Genomic DNA, 20,400 nt, shown 5'->3' on the forward strand with positions numbered 1-20,400 from the left:
GAACACCTGCTGAAATGTTTGATGAGTGTGTTGCGTTGACCGGTTGAATCCACCGTGCAAAGCCGACCCCTGACGGCTAAGGTCCAACGCCTGCAGCGGTTAGTGGATTCAACCACCCAACCCCACACATTCGTCAAACCTCAACCGGCTTGAGTCGCTTCACAGCGCCCGCACCGGAATGCAGATGTCGCAGCAGAACTCACCGGTCTCGGCATCCATGGCAGTGGCCGCAGAAAACATCTCAAAGCAAGGCCGGTCGTCACATTGCATGCCGCTGGACGGCATCCATTCGCGCGTCAGCCGCATCCAGGCGTTGGCCAAGCCCTCGGGTTTTCCTTTGAACCTTGCCACGGCGTAACGGCCGCCTGGCAGGGTTTGGGTGTCCACCTGGCCGCTGGCGACAAAATGTGCGGGGACTTCCACGCAGGCGTCATAGCGGCATTTGCTGGCGGGTGTGAGAGAGGGGTCGTCATAGCCTATGCCGTAGCACGTTTGATCGCTGAGGCCATTGGAATGCATCCACGGCGCAATGGTGCCTCGCCAGAATTGGCCTATGGCTGGCCCATAGGGGCCGATCAAGCGTTGATAGGCGACATGTGCTTTGGGTAGATCAATGATGCGGACGTCCATGGCGATTTCTTCCTTCAGGTGACAAGAGCCCTGAGGTTCGCCGAACGCGCATGGGTCTGTCTGATGGAGATTGCCGAAGACCTGATCAGGATTGCTCTCCTGGCTGCCTTGCGGCTGCCCGATGGCGGCCGCCTGGGTTTTCAGCCGCTCAAGCGTGGTGGAGCGCCAGGCCGATGGCGTGCAGCCAAACTTGAGCTTGAAGGCGCGCGCAAATGCTTCGCCCGATTGGAAACCGGTGGCCAGCGCGGTTTCAAGCACGGTTTCCTTGCTGCCGCAGGACAGCCGGAACGCCGCCTTCTCGAGCCGTCGCCGCTGTGCATAGCTGCCCAGCGTTTCTCCCATCCATGCCGCGAAAATTCGGTGAAAGTGGAAGCGCGAGAAATTGGCGATGTCGGCCAGATGTGCGCCATCCAGAGGCTGATCCAGGTGGGCATCGATGTAGTTGAGCACGCGATTGATCCGTCGCGCGTACTCGGCGCGGGATGCCTGCTCGGAAGGCTTGTTCGTCATGGTCGTTGTTCTTCAAATCACCGTGCATGCGGCGGTGGGGCCTGCCTGTCAGCAGGGGGCGGATGGAGACAACCAGCCGGCGCAGTTCTCGTCAGGCCGGCGCCTTGCCCTTCACCCACAACCCAAACTCCTTCATCACTTCCACCACGGGCTTGAGCCGCTCCCCATCGGGCGTCAGCTCGTACTCCACCTTGATCGGCGCCGTGGGGTAGACGGTGCGCTTGACCAGGCCCGCTTCCTCCAGCGCGCGAAGGTCCAGGGTGAGGGAGCGTTGGGAGATGCCGGGCATGTCGCGGCGCAGGTCGTTGAAGCGCCGGGGGCCGTCGATGAGGTAGGAGGCGATGAGCAGCCTCCAGCGGCCGCCCAGCAGGCGCATGGCTTCTTCCACGGAGCAGCCGGAGATGTTGGATTTCATAGCACATTCATCATAGGCAGACGGCAGGTATATTTTTTTAACCTATGGGCAGTTTTATTGCCTTCTTCCAGATTTATCCCTGGTGCATGACATTGGCCAGGGGCTGTGCCTGAATGCGCAGGCCCCTTGTTCCATCACCAGAGAAATTCCATGAAGCTGTATTACCTGCCGGGCGCCTGTTCGCTGGCGCCGCACATTGTCCTGAACGAGCTGGAGCTTGATTTCCAACTGGTCCGGGTGGACCACAAGACCCACCAGACGGAAGACGGCAGGGACTTCCGTGCGCTCAGCCCGTTCGGCTATGTCCCCTTGCTGGAGTTGGACGACGGCAGCCTGCTGCGGGAAGGGCCCGCCGTCCTGCAGTACCTGGCGGACCTGGGGCCTGCGTCGCTTCTGGCGCCGGCCCATGGCAGCCTGGAGCGCTATCGGCTGCTGGAGTGGCTGGCCTTCCTGAATTCGGAGATCCACAAGGGCTTCATCCCGCTGCTGTATGCAGTGGCGGCGGGAAAGTACGGCGTGGAGACGGCCAAGCCCAAGCTGGAGCAGCGGTATGCCTGGGTGGACGCGCAACTGGCCGGCAAGCCCTACCTGATGGGCGATGGCTTCACCGTGGCCGATGCGTATCTGTACGCGCTCACGCAGTGGGGGCAGGCGCCGTGGCTGGAGTCGGTCTACAAGACGAGCATTCGCTTCGATGGCCTGGAGCATCTTGCCGGCTGGTATGGGCGGATGCGGGAGCGGCCTGCCGTGCGCCAGTCGCTGCAGGCGGAAGGGCTGCGGTAGGGCCGGCGGCCGCCACGCATGCGGCCACCACGCACTTTGCTGCGTCATGGCAAGCAGCCCGCGCCTTGCGGCCTTGAGGGTGCCCAATGCAAATCGTCTGACGTGAAGTGACGTGGTGTGGACGTGACAGATCACGCCAAGGTTTCAAGGCTCACGGCCACGATGACGGGGGCAGGCTCCGTGTTCACGAGGCGCAAGGCTTGGTTTGGCTGTCCGTCTCCGCGTGCGCGCTGAACCGTCACACCCATGGCCTGCACGGCGTCAGCCTCGTCCAGCGTCTGGCGCAGCGAGGCGGGGATCGGCACTGCGGCAGTGAAGTCGAAGCGGGGTTTCAACGCGACGTAGAAAGTTGACACACGGCACGCCATCAGTCCGCCAGGCCCGAAGAATACGCCTGCATCCGGCACCAGGCCGCGACCCAGCGCCACCATCGAGGCGTCGTACCAGCTGCCGGGGTAGATCGGCACTTGGTCCCAGCATTCAGAGGTGATCGTGACCGTCTCCAGCGAAGCTGCGGGTAGCGCAAGGACGCGGCCGGAAGCGTCCAGGGCCTGCAGGGAAGCCGGAGCCTGCGGCCCTGCGCCGGATGTGTCGTTGAGATTCAAGCGCAAGGTGCCGGGGTTTGCGATCGTGCCGACAGCCACTGCTGCGCTCCACTCCGACGAACTCTTGGGCAGTGTCCAGATCGGTTTCCACTGGAGGTAGCCGGTCTCGTACACCTTGGTCCATCCCACCGGAGTGGGCGAGTATGCAGGTTCGCCTGGAGGCGTTGCCATCTTCTGCATGGCGCCTGCAAGCATCGACTGATAGGGGAATTTGCAGGCTTCGAGTACCTGCAGAAAGGTCTTGTATCCCTGCGAAAAGCTGCGCCCCGACGCTTGGTACAGCGCGCCATTGGCAGCGGACTGGGGCACCGCATCTGCAAAGAGAAACTGCGCATCGGCCATGGTGCCGGTCACTGGATCCGGCCAGTTCCACGCGGTCACCGGCATCAGCATCTGCCCCCGCACCAGCGGCGCCGAAATGGATGCCGAGCGCTTGAACACCATGCCGGTTTTCGGCCCGCTCGATACGCTTGGGGCCCTTGGGGGCGGAGGCACCAGATCAGCCAGGCCGCCGAGGAACTGATGGATCACGTTCATGAACGCTGTCTCCGGTTGACGGGGGTGGGCGGGGTGGGCAGGACCGGCCGCGGCGTCCCGCCCACCCGCTGGTCTTCAGGTCAGTGGATGCCCGGGAAATCAACGATCACGCCGATGATTTGCGGGTTCACCGAGGTGCTGCTTCCCTTGAAGGTATTGGCCTGTGCGGTGCTCTTGGTGTACTCGGACTGGTGACCGCCCGTGCCACCGAAGGTGAAGGGCCCGATGCGCACACCCGCGCTGGCCTCGAAGGCCTGCTTGTTCTGCTGATAGGTGTTGGCGCTCATCGTGATCTCGAACGAAGGCTTGTAGACGACCAGCAGCTCGGACACCCGTGCCGCGACGATGCCGTTCGGGCCGAACAGGGAGCTCGATCCCGGGCCGCCGTTGGCCACCCACGGGGCGACGATGGTGTAGCCCTGGCCGCCCGGCCCCTGCTGGGCCTTGGCCAGTTCGCTCATGAAGCCGCCCGGGTACCAGTCGCCCGGATTCACCTTCACGCGCGTGGAGGACTCGCAGCTGATCTTCACTGACGAACTCGAGTCCTGGTTGAACAGGTCGGACTTGCTCCAGCCGCCCGATGCGTTGACGCTCCAGAAGAAGTTGCCAACGCTGGTCGAGCCCTTGGCAAACGAGGACTTGAAGTCGCTGCTCGATTGCGAAGATTTCATCGCGATCGAGAACGCGCCTGCACTGCCATTGCTGAGCGCTGCGCGCCAGTCCGCGCCCGTCGTGTCGATGTGGAAGTCCGGCTGCCAGCGCAGGATGCCCGAGCCATCCGGCACCTTGGTCCAGCCTGCCGGTGCGTTGTTTGAGGCAGGGTCGCCCGACGGAATCTGCATCATGTCGATGGCGCGCTGCAGATCGCTGGGCATGCTGGCCCGCTCCAGCTCCATCTTCATCTTGACCGCCTGGTTGTAGGCGTTGGTGGCCGCCTGGATGGCGGCAACGTAGGCAGCAGCCTCCGGCGCGTTGTTGAGCCAGGTGTTGATGTCAGGGTAGCGGGCTGCGAATATCAAGCCGCCGTTCTGCTTTGAACTCAGGTAGAACTGGTTCATGTCGCTGTTGGCCTTGGCCATCGCATTGCTTTTTTGGACGCACAGGTTAGCCAGCTCCGCCTGATTGGCCTGCTGCTCGGGGCTGACCTTGAATGTCACGTGACCAAAGATCTGGCGAACGGCGTCGAAGAGCGTCGCATCGAGGCTGCCGTACTGGCCGATCGCGGACCACTGCGGCATGCCGCTGACGATCTGATAGGCGGCCGGGTCCCATTGCCCGGTCGGAGCCGTGCCCCAGCTGAAGTCCTTGGGGGTGCCAAGCAACTGGAAATTCGGGGTGCCGAGATTATCGACAAGGGCGTTGTACAACTGGCTGAACATGGCTTGATCTGACATGGCGTGCAATTCCTGAAATTGAATGGATAGGGAGCGACATGAGGTTTGAAGTCATGAACGCTTTTCTTTGCCAATGAGAATGATTGCCCGGTATTGGGCCTAAGGCATGGGGTGCTTGGGAGAAATCGCAGGGGGTGACCGCGAAGAATGATTCATGGCGGGATACTCCTTTGAGTTGCGTGCAAGGATCCGACACGTGGGTGCCGGGAAGATGCCTCGACGGATGCGGACCGTAGAGACGAAGAAACTAAAAGGCGAAGAGAATAAAAGGCGAAGAGATATGAGCTTCTGCAGTCGTTCAAGGCTCGTGCGGATATTCCATGTCAACCGCGCAAACCTCAAATGCAATGGTGCCTGCTGCAGCCGCCATAAGGAGATTGCTCACCCTCCGGTTGATCCAAAGTCGCGAAAGTCAATGTCCGCGATTCGTTGTGCTCATCATGCCCAATTGCACCAGGAGGGTGGAATACTTCCAATGTCGTATTCGGTGGGTACGGACAGGCGATGCGCGCTGGCCTGGATATCAGGTGTCGCCGCCATTGCGAGTTGCCGTTGGCGCGAATGTCTGCAACTGGGCCGTGCTTGTCAGGCCCAGTTTGCGCAGAATGTTTTCGCGATGCTTGCGCACGGTCAAGTCGCTGAGGTAAAGCGAACGTGCGATCTCCTTGCTGGTGTGTCCCGCCAGCACGTGCGCCAACACCTCCTGCTCGCGAGGAGACAGAGGGAGCGGTGAGCGGGCAGCGCTCAACCAGCCTTGCCGCCTGGCATGCGTGACGAGTTCTACGGCATTGCGCAGGCCCAGCCGTGTACACATATTGCTGCGGTGCTTGCGTACCGTGTGTTCGCTGATGCCCAGCGTGTGCGCAATGTCCTTGCAACCAAGGCCTTTGGCCATCGCTTCGAGTACATCGATTTCGCGCGCAGTGAGTGAAGACGCGATGACTTCATCTGCTGTTGGATGCTCAGCATCGAGATGGCATTCGCTATTTGCCAAAGCTATTTCCGATATGTCCATGGTATGTCTCCCATTTTTTATGTGCCGATGCCATAGGGCCATTCCACGCCGAAGCCTCGGCGAGACTGCTTTGCACAGTGCCGTTTGAAAGATTGAATAACTCGCTAAAGCGCCTGTTTACCGACTGAATAAACTGGCGTCATGCCATTCGTGTAGAAATTGTGCGGTAAAGGATCAGCCGAAAAAAGCCTGAACATTGGACGATTGAAAATCGCGCGCATTCAGCCTGCGGCAGCCTTTTGTATCCAAGGCGGGAGATTAGTAAACCATTATCAAGATGGTGTGGTGCGTTGAGGGAGTATCAAAGTCGTTTGAGAATCTGTTATCGCCATTTCACCGTTGGAATGGACATCTTAGTGGAAATCTCTGGCGAAATCATTACATCTGGCTACAAAAATTCGACACCAGGGTTTTTGCAGCAGATTGTGGGAAAGCCAATGGTCTTCTGTGGGTCGCGCTTGTGTGATCAGGATTTTCTGGCATTGCCCAGCCGAGTCCAGGATGCGGGCTGTAGTGCAGGTCTTGAGACATGCGGGTAAGCAATTGCTGCCATGGCGCATCGAGAAGCGGCTGGGTGCCTGCGATGTGCTTCAAGGGAAGCGCCTCTTTTGCCAAAAGCGTTCCCGGGTCATGGCGAAGGGCGTGAGCACCACGACCGTCGCCAGTTCCAACGACCTGGACATACGCCAGTTCAGGGGGCAGGGCGGGTGCCCTCGTCAGGCCCGCCCTCCAGCACGCGCAGCAGCAGGGAGAGCCTCTCATCCAGCTCGGCCAGTTCGGCGGCGGGCATGGGCGCCAGCATGGCGCGCTCGTTGTCCAGGTGCGCTTCCACCGCGCGGTCTATCAGCTCCAGCCCCTGGTCGGTGAGCTGCACCAGCATGCTGCGCGCGTCCTGCGGGTTGGGCAGGCGCTGTACCAGGCCGCGCGTCTCCAGGCTTTTCATGCGGTGGGTCATGGTGCCCGAGGTGACCATGAGCGTGGAGAACAGGGCCGTGGGCGTGAGGCAGAAGGGCGCGCCCGAGCGGCGCAGCGTGGCCAGCACGTCGAACTCCCACATGGTCATGCCGAAGCGTGCAAAGCATTCCTCCAGCCGCTGCTCCAGCAGGGCGGCGCAGCGCTTGATGCGGCCTATGGGCCCCATGGGGCTGGGGTCCAGGTCCGGGCGTTCGCGGCGCCATTGGGCCAGGATGGTGTCGACATGGTCGGGCAGGCGTTGGGAGGAGGGTTGGGAGGGGGGTTGGGTCATTTGTCTTGATTTTAAGATAAATCGTGCATAATGGGTTTGTCTTGAATTGAAGATAAATCCATGTCCTCCTCCTCATCGTCCTGTGCCTCCACGGCCCCTGCTGCAGCCAGCGCTGCCATGTCATGGCGCGACATCCTGCTGACCGCGCTGGCCCCCGCCATCTGGGGCTCCACCTACATCGTCACTTCCGAACTGCTGCCGCCGGACCGGCCGTTCACGGCCGCGCTGATCCGCGTGCTGCCGGCCGGGTTGCTGCTGGTGCTGTTCACGCGGCGGCTGCCAGCGGGTTCGGGCTGGTGGCGGCTGGCGGTGCTGGGCGCGCTGAACATCGGCGTGTTCCAGGCGCTGTTGTTCGTGGCGGCCTACCGGCTGCCGGGCGGGCTGGCGGCCGTGCTGGGCGCCGTGCAGCCGCTGCTGGTGATGGCCCTGGCCTGGGGGGTGGACGGGCGCTCCCCCGCGCGGCTGACGCTGTGGGCCGCCGTGGCGGGCATTGCGGGCATGGCAGTGCTGCTGCTGTCGCCGCAGACGGTGTTCGAGCCCGTGGGCATGGCGGCGGCGCTGGCCGGCGCGGTGTGCATGGCGGCCGGCACGTGGCTGACGCGGCGCTGGCGCGTGGACTTGCCGGTGCTGGCGCTGACGGGCTGGCAACTGCTGTTTGGCGGGCTGATGCTGCTGCCGCTGGCCTGGTGGGTGGATGCGCCGCTGCCCGCGCTGTCTCTCACCCAGCTGGGCGCCTATGCCTATCTGTGCCTGGCCGGCGCGCTGCTGGCCTATGTGCTGTGGTTTCGCGGCATCGGGCGCCTGCCTTCGGTGGCCGTGTCGTCATTGGGCTTGTTGAGCCCGCTCACGGCCGTGGTCCTGGGCTGGGCGCTGCTGTCGCAGTCCATGACGGGCATGTCCTTCCTGGGCCTGCTGGTGGTGCTGGCCAGCGTGCTGTTGGTGCAGTGGTCGGCTTCGCGCGGCGCCTGAGTTTCTGGCATCGAGGTTCCTCTTTTTTCCCACCGAGCGTTTCACATGACTTCTTCCGAACTTTCCTCCATGCCCATCGGGCAGGCCATCGCTTCGCGCATTTCCGCAGACCGTTTCGAGCCGGGCCGCCCGCTGGCCGATGAGACGCTGGCCGCGCTGGTGGCCCAGGCCTCGCTGTCCCCGTCGGCCTACAACCTGCAGAACTGGCGCTTCATTGCCGTGCGCACACCCGAGGCCAAGGCGCGCCTGAAAGCCGCCGCCTATGGGCAGCAGAAGGTGGAGGACGCCTCTGCCGTCTTCATCGTCTGCGGCACGCTGGCCGCGCATGCGCGGCTGGCGGAGTTTTTGCAGCCCAGCGTGGACAGCGGCGTGATGAGCCAGCGCACGGCCGATGGCTGGGTGGCGCAGGCCCATGCCGCGCATGCGGACAACCTGCAGTTGCAGCGCGACGAGGCCGTGCGCTCGGCCTCGCTGGCGGCCATGACGCTGATGCTGTCCGCCCAGGGCCTGGGGCTGGCGAGCTGCCCCATGGTGGGATTCGATGCGGAACTGCTGGCAGCGGGCTTTGGCCTGCAGGCCCACGAACTGCCCGTGATGCTGGTGGCCGTGGGCCACGCGGCCGGCACGCTGCGCCCGCAGAAGGCGCGCAGGCCGCTGGCCGACATCCTGGCCTACGCCTGAGCGTGGGATGGGTTGGCGGGGTGCAGGCTCAGCTGGCAGGCTGCAGCTGCATGCCCAGGCGCGAGAACAGGATCTGCCGGCCGTCGCCCTGCAGGCGCTGTATCACCATGCCACCATCGCGGTGCAGGTAGATGCGCAGGGCGCTGCCGTTGCCGGGATCGTGGTCCAGGTAGCAGGGGTCCTTGTCCAGGTCCTTCCAGCCATGGGGCTCGACCAGCCGGCGGCCGGCGATGCGGCGCAGCTCGGACTCGGGCGCCGCGAAATAGGTGTGGGTCTGCAGCCACAGCGTGCGCAGCTGTTCGAAGGCCTGGTCGCGAGAAGAACAGGCGGGCGCAGCCTCCAGCAGGGACAGCAGCATGTCCAGAAGCTGATCGAATGAATACTGCATGCCGCGCCCCTTTCAGCGATCGACGGTGCGCACCGCGCATCCTCGATCAGCGTAACCGGATATGGCGCGAATGTGAACAAAGCATGACCGTGGTGGTTTGTCGCTATTGCCAGTCCGTACCGACAGTGATTGGCGCGGCTGTTGCATGGGGGCATGTGAGGGATGTGGGGCAAGGGCCTGGATGGCCGGACAATGGCCGGCAGATCCGGCGTGATGCCTGTCTTTTGCGCCTGCCCCGCTGTTGCCGCCATCTTCCTGTTTCCCTTCACTTGTGCTGCCCATGGAACGCTTCACCATCTCCATCGACGACGACCTGGCCCGTGATTTCGACGGCTGGATCGCCGCGCGCGGCTACGACAACCGCTCCGAAGCCATACGCGACGTGCTGCGTGCCCACCTGGCCCAGGTGCGCGAGCGCGAGGACGCCGACGGCCTGTGCGTGGCCAACCTGTCCTATGTCTACAACCACCACGAGCGCGATCTGTCCGAGCGCCTGGCCAGTCTGCAGCACGACCACCATGAGCTGCACATGGCCACCACGCACGTGCACCTGGACCACGAGCAATGCATTGAAACCGTCATGCTGCGCGGCCCGGCCAGCGCCGTGCGGCGCTTTGCCGACACCATCACGGCCGAGCGCGGCGTGCACCACGGCCAGCTCAACGTGGTGATGGTGCGCAGGGCAGAGCCTGGCGGGCACGATCACGCGCACCACCATCCGCATTCGCACGACGATTGAGCCAGCCCGGGGCCGGGCGCCTTGCGCAGGCCCTGTCATGCAGGTCGGTATGAAGTTTGCTTTTTTCTTCATACAACTCCTGGAAACGCATGACACATCCCCTGAATTCCCCTTCCCGGCGCCTTGCCGTGCACCAGATTGCAGCAGCTGGCCTGCTGGGCCTGGGTTGCATTCCCCATGTCGGTGCACAGCAGGCGGGCGACGCCACGGCCAGCCTGCAGCCTGTCGAGGTCAAGGGCCAGACCGCGCGCGGCGCCTCGGCCGCCTACACCACCAGCGTGATCGAGGCCGAGGACATCGCCAACGCCCATGCCAGCCATCCGCAGGAGCTGCTGCGCCAGGTGCCGGGCATGAATGTGCAGAACTACCAGCTGTCCGGCGTGGGTGACGCCATCGTCATGCGCGGCTTCGGCGGTGGCGGGCACGGCGGCGACGTGGGCGTGGTGCTGGACGGCATTCCACTGAACGAGGCCATGTCGCATGCCGACGGCTATGTGGACCTGGGCGTCATCGTGCCGCTGGAGATGGAGCGCATCAGCATCTACAAGGGGCCGGTGTCGGCGCTGTACGGCAACTTCAACCGCGCAGGGCTGATGGCGATAGAGACGCGCAAGCAGGGCGACTACACCCCCTACCGCGAGGCCGACGTGAGCCTGGCCTCGCACGGCACGCTGGACGCTCAGGCGGCGCTGGGGCTGAAGCCGGGCGATGGCGAGTTCCTGAACCTGGCGGCCCAGCACTACCGCACGGACGGTTTCCGCGCGCAGTCGCAAATGCAGCGCAGCACGGCATCCCTGCGCTGGAGCAAGCGGCTCTCGTCGCAGCTGGAGGTGGCGCTGTCGGCACGGCTGCACCACGGCGAGGGCGACTCGCCTTCGTACCTGACGGCGGGGCAGTTCGCACGCGATCCGCATGGCATCGATCCGCGCGCCATGAACGATGGCACGCGCAAGAACTTCGCCACGCTGCGCGCCGATGTGCAGTACGCGCTCTCGCCACGGCTGACCTGGCTGGGCTATGCCTACACCACGCAGCAAAGCTTCACGCGCTGGTTCAGCCGGCCCATCGACGCACTGCAGTGGCGCCAGCGCGAGGAAAGCTATGACCGCGCCGTCTACGGCGCAGGCACCAGCCTCAATGGCCGCCATGCCACGGCGCTGACCCCGATCAACTGGGTGGCAGGGCTGGAGGCCGTGCGCGAATCCACCGACTACCAGTTCTACGACGGCCTGCAGTGGCGCGAGCGCACGGGCGCTGCCCTGGATGACCGCAATTCCAGGCTCAACACCCTCTCGGCCTTTGCCGAGGTGGATGCGCCCGTTCACCGCCTGCTGCAGCTGTCCGCCGGCCTGCGCTGGGATCGCTTCACGGGCGGCTGCCGTCCCAACGGCCCTGAGGCGGGCAGCGACCCCTGCGGCCCGCTGGCGCGCACCTCGCATGCCAGCCCCAAGCTGGGCCTGCGCTCGCAGGTGGTGCCGGGTGTGCTGCTGCGCGCCAGCTGGTCCGAAGGATTTGCGCTGGCCAGCGATTTCGCCAAGTACGCGCTGGGCGCCGCGCAGCTCGATCCCAACATCTTCCGCCAGACTGAAGTGGGCGCGCAGATCAAGCCCATGCCGGGCCTGGTGCTGGATGTGGCCGCCTATCGCCTGCAGTCCTCGGACGAGATCCGCAGCGTGGCGCCCGGCGTCTATGAGAACTTCGGCGCAACGCGCCGCACGGGCGTGGAGGCCAGCGCGCTGTGGGCCGTGCGCAAGAACCTGGACCTGCAAGTGGCCTGGGGCAGCGCCCATTCGCGCGTGACCGAGAACGGCAACCCGGCCCTGGTCGGCAACCAGGTGGCCGGCGTGCCCCGGCAGACGGCCACCGTGGGCCTGGCCTGGCGCCCGCTGGCGCAGTGGGAAGGCTCGCTCACCTGGCGCCGCGTGGGCCGCTATGCCGTCACCGCCGACAACAGCGTCTTCTATGGCGGCTACGCCACCTGGGACCTGGGCCTGAGCTGGCGCCTGCCTTCGGCGCGCAGCCGCATCTACGCCGTGGTCTCCAACCTGGGGGACAAGGCCTATGCCACGTCGGCCTCGGTCATCCGCGGTGTGCCGCTGTTCGCGCCCGGCGCGCCGCGCACGCTCAAGGTCGGCGTGCAGACGCAGTTTTGAGGAAAACCCAAATGAGAAACAGGTACATGACAGCCCGCCATCCCTTCGCCGCCGCAGCGTTCGCTGCGCTGCTGGCCTGCGCACCGCTGGCCCAGGCCCACAACGTCTGGCTGGAGCCCGACGCCGACGGCGCCTACACCGTGCAATTCGGCGGCCATGAGGGCAAGCTGGAGAACTTTGCGGCCGGCAAGCTCAAGAGCGTTGAGGCCTATGACACGCGCGGCCGCCGCATCGACGTGGCCGTGCAGCCCGTGCCCGGCGGCGCCCGCGCCACGCCGGCGCGCAAGGCCGCGCTGCTGGCCGCGCATTTCGACAACGGATTTTTCAGCCGCGTGGGCGAGGGGCCGATGATTGAAAAGCCCATGACCGAGAACCCCGGCGCCACCAGCGGTGTGCATGCGCTCAAGTTCCACAAGACCATCCTCGAATGGGGCCCGGTCACCCGCGAGAAGCTGGGCCAGACCCTGGAGATCATCGCCAAGACCCGCCGCTCCCCCCACGCGGGCGAGCCCCAGCAATTCCAGGTGCTGCTGGGCGGCCAGCCCCGGGCCGGCGTGCGCGTGTCGCTGGGAGAAAAGGGCGAGCCCCTGGAGACCGATGCCGACGGCCTGGTGACCGTGCTGCCGCGTGCCGGGCTCAACCAGCTGCTGGCCATCGTGCGGCTGCCTGTCTCCGGCGACGCGCGCACCACCAGCCTCAGCTACGAGTACCTGCTGGGGTTCTCGGCGCATTGAAAGGGGCTGGTGGCCCGGTCCGGCGTGGCCCGGTCCGGCGTGGCCCGGCCTGGCGTGGCCCGGCGTTGTGGGGTCAGTCCAGCGCCAGGCGCCGGTCTGCAGCCAGCTTCTTCCACTTGGCGTTGTCCTGGGACATGAAGCGCTGGATCTCGGACAGGGACATGGGCGTGGCCACGGCCCCGGCGGCCTGCAGCGTGGGGCGCAGCTCGGGCGACTGTATGGCCTGGTTGATCCATTGGTTGAGCTGGGCCAGCCGCTCGGGGGGCGTGCCGGATGGCACGGCCACGGCATACCACTGGGTGGCCTCGTAGCCGGGCACGCCGGCCTCGCGCATGGTCGGTACATCAGGCAGGCTGTCTATGCGCGTGGCGCTGGTCACGGCATAGGCCTTCAGCCGGCCCGACTGGATGTGCGGCAGCACGGGCGTCACGCCCAGCATGGCCAGGGGGATCTGCCCGCCCACCACATCGGTCACGGCCTGGCCGCCGCCCTTGTACGGCACATGCACCATGCTGGTGGCCGCCAGGGCGTTGAGCAGTTCGCCCGCCAGATGCTGGGAGGTGCCCGTGCCCGAACTGGCGTAGCTCCATTGGCCCGGTTTGGCTTTCATGGCGGCTACCAGTTCGCCCAGGCTGCCGGCCGCACCCGGGGCAGGGCCCACCAGCACCATGGCGCCCCGGGCCATCACGGCCACGGCGGTCAGCTCGCGGCCCACCTCGGGCTGGCGTGGGCCGGACAGCTGCGGTCCGGGCACGGAGACCAGGGTCAGGCCATCGGCAGGCGCCTTGGCTGCCGCCTGCAGGCTGATCGCGCCCGAGGCGCCCGGCCGGTTCTCCACCACCACGCTGACACCGGCCCTGGCCTCCAGTTGCCGGGCCACATGGCGGGTCAGCACGTCCAGGCTGCCGCCGGGCGCAAAGCCCACGATCCAGGTGATGGGCTTGCCCTGCGGCGCGTGCGCCGCCGGCTCGGCCGCGCGGGCCGTGGGCAGTGCAAGGGCCAGCAGGGCTGCGGCGGCCAGGGGGCGCAGTGCATGGCGGCGGGTGGTCGGCAGGCGGCCGCTGGCCTGCGGGGCGGGTAGGGGTGCGCAGGTCATTGGTCGGGGGCGCCGGGCGCGGTGTTGGGGTGTGCCTTGCAGCTTTCGTTGAAGCGCTGGACCATGGTCAGCATGGGGTTGAGCACCCAGGTGTTGAAGATCAGCACGTCATGCTCCTCCTTGGGATCGCGCACGATGTTGAACAGGTAGGGTGACTCCAGCTTGCCCTTGCTCTCGTTAACCTCGGGCTCCCAGTAGAAATGCAGCTTCCAGTCGCGCCACTTCGCGGCCCGCAGCTGGTCCTTGATGTAGAAGAGAAAGCCCTCGCGCGCGGACCGGGGCTCGCCCAGCAGGAAGGCCGTCTGGTCCAAGCCGTCGATGGGCCGGTCCTGTGGCATGGCGGCGCCCGCCACCGCCGCCAGGGTGGAGAAGATGTCGGTCACGTGCATGATTTCATTGCTGGTGCGCCCGGCCTGGATGCGGCCCGGCCAGCGTGCGATGAAGGGCACGCGCAGGCTGCCCTCCATGGCCGTGTGGTAGGTGCCGCGCCAGGGGCCGGCCGTGCCGCGGTAGGGCTGGCGGAACTCGGGGCCGTTGTCGCTGCAGAAGATGAACAGGGTGTCCTCGCGCAGGCCGAGCCGGTCGATCTCGTCCGAGATCTGGCCCACGCGATGGTCCATCTCCACCATGGAGTCGGCAAAGTCGCCCTGGCCGGTGCGGCCCGCGAAATCCGCATGCGGCAGCGTGGGAAAGTGCAGGTGCACCAGGGGCAGGTACAGAAAGAAGCGGCGGTCCCGGGCGTGGTTGCGGCGCATGAAGTCCAGCGAGCGCTCCACCAGCTCGGCATCGATGTTGCGCCGCGATTCTAGGTCGTAGACCTTGACATCGTCCGAGGGCGCGCCCGCGCGGCCTTCCATGATGTGGGGCAGGGGCGCCACCAGGGGGTCGTAGCCCGTGGTCGCGGTGAACTGGCTTTCGTCCGTGGTGCGGGGAATGCCGTACCACTCGTCGAAACCCCGGTCCGAGGGATAACGCCCCGGAATGTCCCCCAGATGCCATTTGCCGAAATGCGCCGTGGCATATCCCTGGGCCGACAGCAGCTGGGCCAGCGTGGTCTCGCCGCGCGTCAGGCCCTGTGGCAGCCCGGCCGGCACCGATTGCAGGGCACCCGTGCGGATGGGATGGCGCCCCGTCATCAGGGCCGAGCGCGTGGGCACGCAGTCGCTTTCCACGTTGAAGTTCTGCAGCAGCAGTCCCTCGCAGGCCAGCTGGTCGATGCGCGGAGTGGGCGCGCCGCGCAGCGCACCGCCGCCGTAGCAGCCCAGCTCGCCCCAGCCCAGGTTGTCCGCGACGATGAGCACGATATTTGGTGGGTTCATGATGTGGCTCAAAAAGTTTCCATGCCAAAACTCTAGCCACAAGCCCTGTCTTGGTGATAACCAAACCAGCGAAAATCGATGCACATCTGGAATGGCTTTGCTCGGCAAGGTAGCAAGCTTTCTCGTTTTTCTTCGTTGACAAGGAATGGCATGACGGGATTTGCCTATAACGAGCTGGCCTGCTTTCTGGCCGTGGCTGAGCATGGCCATTTCGGGCGTGCGGCCGCTGCCCTGCAACTGACCCAGCCGGCCGTCTCCAAGATCGTGCGCCGCGTGGAGCAGGGGGTGGGAGCGGCCCTGTTCACGCGCGGAACGCATGGCGTGGCGCTGACCAGCAGCGGCCAGCTGTTCATGGAGCCTGCGCGTCAACTGGTGCTGCGGCATGAGGAGACGATGCGCGCCGCCAGCGACATCCAGGCCCAGCATGTGGGCCTGATCCGCCTGGGCTTCACGCAGGCCACCTCGGAAAGCCGCGCCACCCGGGCCGTGGCCGAGTTGCTGCGCCGCCGCCCCGGCCTGCGCGTGCGGCTGACCGTGGGTAAGTCCGACGACTTGGAGCGCGCGCTGCTCGACGGCAGCCTGGACTTGGCCGTGGTGCCGTCCTACCCGGGCCATGCCACGCGCTGCGCCCAGGTGGTCATTGGCGAGGACGAGCTATGGGCCGCCGCACGGCCGCGCCACCCGCTGTTCCAGCTGGCGCTGGAGCAGGGCCTGAGGTTCGGGCATTTGCAGGGCTACTCCTGGGCCTTGCCGGCACCGGGCGCCGCCGTGCGCAAGGTGGTGGACGAGGCCTTCGCGGCCCAGGGCCTGGGCGCGCCCACCGTGGCCCTGGAGATCCAGCACAACACCGAGGCCACCATCGACATCGTGGGCCAGACCGATCTGCTGTGCTACGTGCCCAGCCATGTGCTGCGCAGCAATCCCGAGCGCCTGCAGTCCCTGCCCATCCCCGAGCTGCGCACGCGCCGCAGCTGGCTTCTCATCAGCCACCCCAAGGCCCATTGGTCGCCGCTGATGTCCGCGCTGCGGGACCTGACGCTGGGGTAGCGGCCCGTAACGCAGGGCCGGTGCAGGCTGGCCTCAGATGTTCAAGGTGTCTTGCGCTCAGGCAGAGACGGGCGTGGAGCTGCCCCCCAGGTGCCGGGCCGGCCGGTGCGTGTAGCGGTCCAGGGCCAGGCCGTCGGTGCTGATTTCGGGGCTGCGGCCGGTGATCAGGTCGGCGATCAGCCGGCCCGAGCCGCAGGCCATGGTCCAGCCCAGCGTGCCGTGGCCGGTGTTCAGGAACAGGTTGGAGTAGCGCGTGGCGCCGATGATGGGCGTGCCGTCCGGCGTCATGGGCCGCAGCCCGGTCCAGAAGCTGGCGCGCGCCACGTCGCCGCCCGGGAACAGGTCGTTGACCACCAGTTCCAGCGTGGCGCGGCGGCGCGGGTCCAGGCGCAGGTCGAAGCCGCCCAGTTCGGCCATGCCGCCCACGCGGATGCGGTCGTCAAAGCGGGTGACGGCAATCTTGTAGGTCTCGTCCAGCACCGTGGACTGCGGCGCCAGCGCCGGGTTGCCCAGCGGCACGGTGAGCGAATAGCCCTTGACGGGGTAGACGGGCAGGTCCAGCCCCAGCGGCTCCAGCGCCTGGCGCGAGTAGCTGCCGAAGGCCATCACGTAGCGGTCGGCGGTCAGCAGTTCGCCATTGACGCGCACGCCGGCAATGCGGCCGCCTTCGACCACCAGGCCATCCACGTTCTGGTTGAAGCGCAACTCCACGCCCAGGCCGGTGGCGATGCGGGCCAATTCATTGGTGAAGCGGTGGCAGTCGCCGGTCTCGTCCTTGGGCAGGCGCAGGCCGCCGGTCAGCCGGTCGCGCGCCTGGGCCAGCGCGGGTTCCACCTGGGCCAGCTGGTCGCGGTCCAGCAGTTCGTAGGGCACGGCGCATTCGCGCAGCACGGCCACATCGCGCTCCACGGCGTCCAGCTGGGCCTGGGTGCGGAACAGCTGCAGCGTTCCTCCCGTGCGCTGCTCGTAGGCGATGCCGGTGTCGGCGCGCAGCTGCTGCAGGCAGCTGCGGCTGTACTCGGCCACGCGCATCATGCGTTCCTTGTTGACGGCGTAGCGCTGGGCAGAGCAGTTGCGCAGCATCTGCGCCATCCAGCGCAGCTGGAACAGGCTGCCGTCCAGGCGCACGGCCAGCGGCGCGTGTTCCTGCAGCATCCACTTCAGGGCCTTGAGCGGAATGCCGGGCGCCGCCCAGGGCGTGGAGTAGCCGGGCGAGACCTGGCCTGCGTTGGCAAAGCTGGTTTCGGACGCGGGCGCATCCTGCCGGTCCAGCACCGTGACCTCGGCACCGGCCCGCGCCAGGTAGTACGCACTGGTCACGCCGATGACACCGCCGCCAAGAACAAGGACTTTCATACGATTCACCGCCAGGTCAACAAGATGAAATCAAAGTCTATTGACGATGAGGCAGTGGAAACCACTGAAATATTGCTACTCTCCAGTGATTGATAAGCCCCGGGAATCGCCGCCATGGCCGCCAAAAGTGAAAACCGCGTGCTTGACCGCACCGACCGCAAGATCCTCGACATCCTGCAGCGCGACGGCCGCATCTCCATGACCGATCTCGCCGAGCAGGTCAGCCTCTCGGCCACGCCTTGTTCGGAGCGCGTGCGCCGCCTGGAGCGCGATGGCGTGATCACGGGTTACCACGCCCACCTCTCGCCCGAGGCGCTGGGCAAGACGCTGCTGGTGTTCGTGGAGATCAAGCTGTCGTCCAAGTCGGGCGAGGTCTTCGACAAGGTGCGCCAGGAACTGCTGCACGTGCCCGACGTGCTGGAGTGCTTCCTGGTCTCGGGCAGCTTCGACTACCTGGTCAAGGCCCGCCTGGGCGGCATGCGCGAGTACCGCCGCCTGCTGGGCGACATCCTCAAGAAACTGCCCGTGCCGGCCGAGTCGCACAGCTATGTGGTGATGGAAGAGGTCAAGGAGACGCTGGCGCTGCCTGTGGATCGGTGAGGGAGCCGTCCTCGGTGTTCCAGGGTCGGATCTACCCCCATTCCTTATTGTTATTTACTGTTTGAAACTTTTGTCACAATAGATTTGATTCAAATGGGGTATTGTGCGATCCCATCCAAATGGATATCGGACGGCAGATCGGTTGTTATGGAGTTCCGCATTCATCGGCGCTCTCCGTTGAAAAGTAGGCAGGACGACAACTTGGAGTTCCATTCCAATGGCGGTATTGCAAATATTTGTCATTGAATGGTGAATTTTTGGGATTGGTGATTTTTAAAGTTCAATGCCAGTGATAACTTGATAGCTCAAATCTATCTATCGCTGGGAGTTCTATGAAAAATCACGCCCTCATGGCTGCCTTGATGGCCGGTGCAGCAATCTCGGCCTGCCCACCCGCCAGCGCGCAAGTGACGCGTTACTTCGGGGAGATGAGAACCTCCTACTCGGATTTCCAGGATCGCACGGCTTGTCCCCTGGGGCCTCACGGCTCATGCCAGGATTTTCCGAGGACCGCCCGCCTGGCCGGCTGGTTTGAAACGGCCGCACCCTTGCAACCCGACCTGGACGAGAGCGAAATAAGGGCGCTGGTCACTTCCTATAGTTTCTCGGACGGATTGACCACCTACAGCAGTGCCGATCCGGATGTGCGCGCATTCATTTTCAGGGTTTCCACGGACAGTGGGTCCAATATCGTGAGAAACAGAATCCACCTTCAACGCTGGCTGACGGAAAACAATCCGCACCGCTCCATCAATGGCGTTGGCCCGGGTGGATCTCCCAATGATGTGGATATGCTCAGCCGGTTTGAAATGACCACGGAACAGGTGGCGGCCGTGAACAACGCGATGTGCGCTTCCCTGTTCTCGGAAACATCCCAGCAGGTCAGCCATTCGGGTGAGAGCGACACCTGTCTGGGGACCTATGAGATGCCCGACAACGGCGTGTCCGTTGCGTGGACCGGGGCGCCCGTGCAAAACCAGAACGTCATGTCCTGGCACAGGGAGGCCGTGCATCCTGCCCTGTCGTTGACCCACAGCATCTCGCCCGCAGGCCAGGTGCAGGCGGGGCAGGCGGTGCGCTACACCATCACCGTCAGGAATACGGGGACCGTGGCCGCCACCCAGGCGCAGATTGCCGACAGCCTGCCTGCCGGCCTGGAGCGCGCCACCTGGACCTGTACGCCCGGCGCCAGCACGCCATGTCCCGTGGCGTCAGGCTCCGGATCGCTGGCGGTCACGGTGCCCGTGTTCGCGGCAGGAGACTCGCTGGTGTTCACCGTGATGGCCAGCGTGTCCAACCCGGCGCCCGCAACCATTACCAATGTGGCCACCGTGGATGCCGGGGACCCGTCGGTGCAGTGCATGCAAGCAGGGCAGGTCGTGGGAACGGTGCCGTGCATGGCTTCCGCGTCCATCAATACGGTGGCGGCTTTCCCCGGCGGTGGCCAGGTAACCCCCGTGCCGACGCTGCAGCACACAGTCCTTGCGGTCCTGAGCCTGCTGGCCGCAGCCATCGGATGGAGGGGGCTGGGGCGGCGCCAGCGGGTCGGCGCGGGCCGCTGACGCGGCCACAGGGGCGCTGGCGCAGCTAGGTCGCGCTGGCGTCCTGCGCGGCGGCGCCCATTTTCTGGCGCGTGTCCTCGTCGAGCAGGCTGCGCACCTGGGCGAACAGAGGATCGGCGCCCGTGTACTTCCTGCCGTAGCCCAGGTTGAAGCCGTAGTCGAAATCCTGCGGATTGATCCCCTGGTTGTGCTGCAGGATGGTCTCCAGCTTGTCCAGGGCCTTGACGGCGCGGGCCTCGGGCGTGGCGGCGTCTTCGTACTCCTGCCACAGGGCCATGATGGCGTCGCGGTGCCCGGGCTGCAGCGAGCGGGTCAGGTGCAGCAGGTCGGCCTTTTCCTGCGCGCTCTTGTCGGGGTGCTGGTTCTTTTCCACAGCGGGGATGTCGCCGTGGATGGCCTCGCCCAGGTCGTGGATCACGCACAGCTTGAGCAGCTTGAGCATGTCCAGCTGTGCGAACTGGTCCTCGAAGGCGATGGCCATCAGGCACAGGCGCCAGCTGTGCTCGGCCGTGCTTTCGGTGCGGCCGGTGGAGGTGTGGGCGCTGCGCAGCACGCTCTTGAGCTTTTCCGCCTCGCGCAGGAAGTCCAGGCGGCCCTTGATGTTGTTGATATCCATGGCGG

At 65.4% G+C, this 20,400-nt stretch carries 21 protein-coding genes; 9 read left to right on the forward strand and 12 right to left on the reverse strand.

What is annotated here, in order from left to right; all coding sequences use genetic code 11:
• Positions 1 to 159: 159 nt before the first annotated feature.
• Positions 160 to 1,140, reverse strand: coding sequence for an AraC family transcriptional regulator (locus AC5I49_RS01860; protein WP_495788752.1), 981 nt, complete (start codon positions 1,138 to 1,140; stop codon positions 160 to 162).
• Between the two features lie 91 nt (positions 1,141 to 1,231).
• Positions 1,232 to 1,555 (reverse strand): winged helix-turn-helix transcriptional regulator, encoded by a 324-nt coding sequence (locus tag AC5I49_RS01865; RefSeq protein ID WP_012204939.1) that lies wholly within the window; start codon positions 1,553 to 1,555, stop codon positions 1,232 to 1,234.
• 150 nt (positions 1,556 to 1,705) lie between these two features.
• Between AC5I49_RS01865 and gstA the strand changes: the two genes are divergently transcribed.
• Positions 1,706 to 2,338, forward strand: a complete 633-nt coding sequence (gstA, locus tag AC5I49_RS01870; RefSeq protein ID WP_070080323.1) for a glutathione transferase GstA — start codon at positions 1,706 to 1,708, stop codon at positions 2,336 to 2,338.
• 131 nt (positions 2,339 to 2,469) lie between these two features.
• Here gstA and AC5I49_RS01875 read toward each other — a convergent pair whose 3' ends face one another.
• The 5 genes from AC5I49_RS01875 to AC5I49_RS01895 all read right to left on the reverse strand — a co-directional run bounded on the left by AC5I49_RS01875 (position 2,470) and on the right by AC5I49_RS01895 (position 7,135).
• The gene (locus tag AC5I49_RS01875) at positions 2,470 to 3,480 is read right to left on the reverse strand and encodes a hypothetical protein (RefSeq protein WP_495788753.1); all 1,011 of its coding nucleotides are present in this window, start codon (positions 3,478 to 3,480) and stop codon (positions 2,470 to 2,472) included.
• Positions 3,481 to 3,560: 80 nt separating this feature from the next.
• Positions 3,561 to 4,874, reverse strand: a complete 1,314-nt coding sequence (locus tag AC5I49_RS01880) for a hypothetical protein (RefSeq protein ID WP_277848598.1) — start codon at positions 4,872 to 4,874, stop codon at positions 3,561 to 3,563.
• A gap of 523 nt (positions 4,875 to 5,397) precedes the next feature.
• Positions 5,398 to 5,889: a response regulator transcription factor gene (locus AC5I49_RS01885; RefSeq protein WP_043791276.1), complete on the reverse strand. Its 492-nt coding sequence runs from the start codon at positions 5,887 to 5,889 to the stop codon at positions 5,398 to 5,400.
• Positions 5,890 to 6,267: 378 nt separating this feature from the next.
• Positions 6,268 to 6,483 (reverse strand): hypothetical protein, encoded by a 216-nt coding sequence (locus AC5I49_RS01890; protein ID WP_158529984.1) that lies wholly within the window; start codon positions 6,481 to 6,483, stop codon positions 6,268 to 6,270.
• A 97-nt stretch (positions 6,484 to 6,580) separates the two neighbouring features.
• The gene (locus AC5I49_RS01895) at positions 6,581 to 7,135 is read right to left on the reverse strand and encodes a MarR family winged helix-turn-helix transcriptional regulator (RefSeq protein ID WP_277848597.1); all 555 of its coding nucleotides are present in this window, start codon (positions 7,133 to 7,135) and stop codon (positions 6,581 to 6,583) included.
• A gap of 117 nt (positions 7,136 to 7,252) precedes the next feature.
• Here AC5I49_RS01895 and AC5I49_RS01900 point away from each other — a divergent pair, with 117 nt between their 5' ends.
• Positions 7,253 to 8,104, forward strand: coding sequence for an EamA family transporter (locus tag AC5I49_RS01900; protein ID WP_277849940.1), 852 nt, complete (start codon positions 7,253 to 7,255; stop codon positions 8,102 to 8,104).
• Positions 8,105 to 8,149: 45 nt separating this feature from the next.
• Positions 8,150 to 8,785: a nitroreductase family protein gene (locus AC5I49_RS01905; RefSeq protein ID WP_016453668.1), complete on the forward strand. Its 636-nt coding sequence runs from the start codon at positions 8,150 to 8,152 to the stop codon at positions 8,783 to 8,785.
• Between the two features lie 28 nt (positions 8,786 to 8,813).
• Here the strand turns inward: AC5I49_RS01905 and AC5I49_RS01910 are convergent, their stop codons facing one another.
• Positions 8,814 to 9,173: a hypothetical protein gene (locus tag AC5I49_RS01910; protein ID WP_016448140.1), complete on the reverse strand. Its 360-nt coding sequence runs from the start codon at positions 9,171 to 9,173 to the stop codon at positions 8,814 to 8,816.
• 280 nt (positions 9,174 to 9,453) lie between these two features.
• Between AC5I49_RS01910 and nikR the strand changes: the two genes are divergently transcribed.
• The 3 genes from nikR to AC5I49_RS01925 all read left to right on the forward strand — a co-directional run bounded on the left by nikR (position 9,454) and on the right by AC5I49_RS01925 (position 12,799).
• Positions 9,454 to 9,912 carry a nickel-responsive transcriptional regulator NikR gene (nikR, locus tag AC5I49_RS01915; RefSeq protein ID WP_016448139.1) on the forward strand — a complete coding sequence of 153 codons (459 nt, stop codon included), beginning with the start codon at positions 9,454 to 9,456 and terminating at the stop codon, positions 9,910 to 9,912.
• 89 nt (positions 9,913 to 10,001) lie between these two features.
• On the forward strand, positions 10,002 to 12,065 hold the full coding sequence (locus tag AC5I49_RS01920) for a TonB-dependent receptor (protein WP_495788754.1): 2,064 nt from the start codon (positions 10,002 to 10,004) through the stop codon (positions 12,063 to 12,065).
• A gap of 26 nt (positions 12,066 to 12,091) precedes the next feature.
• Entirely contained in the window at positions 12,092 to 12,799 is a 708-nt protein-coding gene (locus AC5I49_RS01925) for a DUF4198 domain-containing protein (RefSeq protein ID WP_244386223.1), read from the forward strand.
• A gap of 73 nt (positions 12,800 to 12,872) precedes the next feature.
• Here AC5I49_RS01925 and AC5I49_RS01930 read toward each other — a convergent pair whose 3' ends face one another.
• On the reverse strand, positions 12,873 to 13,895 hold the full coding sequence (locus AC5I49_RS01930) for a tripartite tricarboxylate transporter substrate binding protein (RefSeq protein ID WP_047328102.1): 1,023 nt from the start codon (positions 13,893 to 13,895) through the stop codon (positions 12,873 to 12,875).
• On the reverse strand, positions 13,892 to 15,214 hold the full coding sequence (locus tag AC5I49_RS01935) for an arylsulfatase (RefSeq protein ID WP_016448136.1): 1,323 nt from the start codon (positions 15,212 to 15,214) through the stop codon (positions 13,892 to 13,894). Before AC5I49_RS01935 ends, AC5I49_RS01930 begins: the two co-directional genes overlap by 4 nt.
• 150 nt (positions 15,215 to 15,364) lie before the next feature.
• On the opposite strand from AC5I49_RS01935, the gene AC5I49_RS01940 reads away from it, so the two are divergent.
• Positions 15,365 to 16,261 carry a LysR family transcriptional regulator gene (locus tag AC5I49_RS01940; RefSeq protein WP_013802902.1) on the forward strand — a complete coding sequence of 299 codons (897 nt, stop codon included), beginning with the start codon at positions 15,365 to 15,367 and terminating at the stop codon, positions 16,259 to 16,261.
• Between the two features lie 57 nt (positions 16,262 to 16,318).
• On the opposite strand, the gene AC5I49_RS01945 is transcribed toward AC5I49_RS01940, so the two are convergent.
• The gene (locus tag AC5I49_RS01945) at positions 16,319 to 17,617 is read right to left on the reverse strand and encodes a D-amino acid dehydrogenase (protein WP_016448135.1); all 1,299 of its coding nucleotides are present in this window, start codon (positions 17,615 to 17,617) and stop codon (positions 16,319 to 16,321) included.
• A 114-nt stretch (positions 17,618 to 17,731) separates the two neighbouring features.
• Between AC5I49_RS01945 and AC5I49_RS01950 the strand changes: the two genes are divergently transcribed.
• Together AC5I49_RS01950 and AC5I49_RS01955 are read left to right on the forward strand one after the other, a co-directional pair.
• A complete protein-coding gene (locus AC5I49_RS01950) occupies positions 17,732 to 18,217 on the forward strand; it encodes a winged helix-turn-helix transcriptional regulator (RefSeq protein ID WP_013802900.1) in 486 nt (161 codons plus the stop codon).
• 332 nt (positions 18,218 to 18,549) lie between these two features.
• A complete protein-coding gene (locus AC5I49_RS01955) occupies positions 18,550 to 19,779 on the forward strand; it encodes a DUF11 domain-containing protein (RefSeq protein ID WP_495788755.1) in 1,230 nt (409 codons plus the stop codon).
• 25 nt (positions 19,780 to 19,804) lie between these two features.
• Here AC5I49_RS01955 and AC5I49_RS01960 read toward each other — a convergent pair whose 3' ends face one another.
• Positions 19,805 to 20,395: an HD domain-containing protein gene (locus AC5I49_RS01960; RefSeq protein WP_016448132.1), complete on the reverse strand. Its 591-nt coding sequence runs from the start codon at positions 20,393 to 20,395 to the stop codon at positions 19,805 to 19,807.
• Positions 20,396 to 20,400 lie beyond the last annotated feature (5 nt).

The sequence above is a fragment of the Delftia sp. genome, assembly GCF_059499305.1.